The sequence below is a fragment of the Sulfurospirillum sp. MES genome, assembly GCF_000789415.1.
In the GTDB taxonomy this organism is placed as follows: Bacteria; Campylobacterota; Campylobacteria; order Campylobacterales; family Sulfurospirillaceae; genus Sulfurospirillum; species Sulfurospirillum cavolei.
The window spans coordinates 1-2,031 of record NZ_JSEC01000036.1 but is presented as its reverse complement, the minus strand read 5'-3'; the positions used below and the strand labels follow the sequence as shown (position 1 = coordinate 2,031).

Sequence of the window (2,031 nt, the reverse complement as noted above, 5' to 3'; positions counted from 1 at the left end):
ACGTTTAGCGTCGGGCGTTGCACGAAATAGCCTTGCACCATATTGCAGCCGAGTTTTTTACACTCGATGTACTCTTCTTCGCACTCTAAGCCCTCGACGATCGTAAAAATACCCATCGCCTGCGCGATCTGAACGATGGAGCCGACGAAGAGTTTTTTCTTCTTGCTTTTATGAATGTCGTTGATAAAAAAACGGTCGATTTTGATAAAATCGGGTTCGGCATGAAAAAGCATCTGAAGTCCGGAAAAGCCCACTCCGAAATCATCGATCGCCATTTTATAGCCTTGTTGCTTGTACAAATTGAGCACGAGTTTATCCACGCCCGCGTACATACCGACTTGATGCTTTTCCGAAAGTTCGAAACAGATGTTCGAAAAGTCCATATCGTAAGTGCTTAAAAGCTCACATGTATAACCGGATTTAAAATCGGGCATCATCGTAATGCGGTTGTCGAGATTGTAAAAAAGTTTGACATGTTTGGCAAAAGGAAGTAACGAAAATTTGTGAATGGCTTTTTCACGGAGCTTAATGTCGACGCTGTAAAGCACTTTTTCGCTAAAGGCGGTATCAAAAACGGCATCAATCGTATTAAAATCCGCCGCTTCGTAATTACGAATCAACGCCTCAACGGCGTAAAGCCTTCCCGTATAAATATTGACAATCGGCTGAAACGCAAAATCGGCGACCTCAATGAGTTTTTGCCATCGCTCGTTTAACATGTGACGTGACTCCTCCATTGAAATGGAAGAATTCTACGCTAAAGCGATTACCGAATTGTTACATGTCACGTATTCAGTCGCAATTTTCCACGCAAATTTTATGCGGTATCACCTGTCCTCCGCATCCCGCAAAACAAGCATCGTAGGCTTGGTCGCACCCGCAATCGGTCGTACAAAAGCTTTGTTGATTGACTAAAATTTGCTCAAAAGAAGGGCGTACGGGCACCCACGGCTCGCGCGGTTGACGATAGCGTAGCGCATTCATGCGCGAGCGCAACTCGTCGCGTCTTTGGCAGGCACTCGGATCTTTCGTGCGTTCGCATTGGGATTGAAAATAGCTCAAATCGCGACTGTAATCGCGATAAGCACTCTCCCACGCAAATCGCTCTGCCCGATACGAAGAGAGTTCGAACATATAACGATCGTAGGCACGATCGAAAGAACGCATCTCTTCTACTTCAATCACTTTTGCTTTTGCGTACGAATCGTCTAAACAACGCTGATATGCCGCTTGACACGGCGTTTGACAACGCTCGCGCGCCGTCATACAGCCGTTGAAACACGCGGTACTTGCTTCTGTTGTCGTGAGGGGCGGAACGTATTGATTTTGAATCACGTACCGAGGTCCACATCCGATAAACAATAACCCGACTATCAAAATAAGTGTCTGTCGCATTGCCGCTCTTTCGTCATTTTTTTGCGTATTATACGCTACAATCGTGAAAAAACGGTGAATTAAGGCTCGAGCCTCGCCCCTTTAAGATACTTGTGCCATCATCCGATCGTAAAGGCTTCCTTTGTCGCCGTCAGGCTCTTTAAGGCGATTGAGTTGCGTTTGCATGATCTGTATCTGCTCTTTAGGAATCTCTTTACCCGCGCAAATGTAATAATCCGTATTTAAAATCACGTATGCCATACGGTACTGCGAAACGTCTTGCCCTTCGGTAATCAAATGATACACGAACGGAACGTCGGTATACACTACCGCGTCGACTCTGCCGTATTCCAACATCTTATACCCTTGAATCGGCGTCGAAACACGGATAATATTTAAGCCGTGGTGCTCTCCGATTTCTTGAAACAGTAACTTCTCCGAAGAGGTCTCTTTAATCGTAGCGATACGCATCGGACGTAAAATTTCCATCAAACTTTTACCGCTAGCCACCGGCGTCGCTCTTTTGGTAATCACGCCCAATCTAACCGTCGCCACCGGTCCTAGCCAATAAAAGTGCGGTTCTCGATCTTTCAGCTTAACCGCCGTCATCAAATAAGCCTTGGGGTGTTTGAGGGCTTCTTCGTACATTTTATTCCA

General features: G+C 46.0%; 3 protein-coding genes. All 3 read right to left on the bottom strand.

What is annotated here, in order from left to right; translation table 11 throughout:
* Positions 1–719, bottom strand: a 719-nt coding sequence (locus OA34_RS13200; RefSeq protein ID WP_286683064.1) for an EAL domain-containing protein, incomplete at its 3' end; no start/stop codon positions are given.
* 73 nt (positions 720–792) lie between these two features.
* Complete coding sequence (locus tag OA34_RS13195; RefSeq protein ID WP_039676178.1) at positions 793–1,395, bottom strand: Aq_678 family protein; 603 nt, start codon at positions 1,393–1,395, stop codon at positions 793–795.
* Between the two features lie 81 nt (positions 1,396–1,476).
* A partial coding sequence (locus OA34_RS13190) for a transporter substrate-binding domain-containing protein (RefSeq protein WP_039676177.1) occupies positions 1,477–2,031 on the bottom strand: 555 nt, incomplete at its 5' end.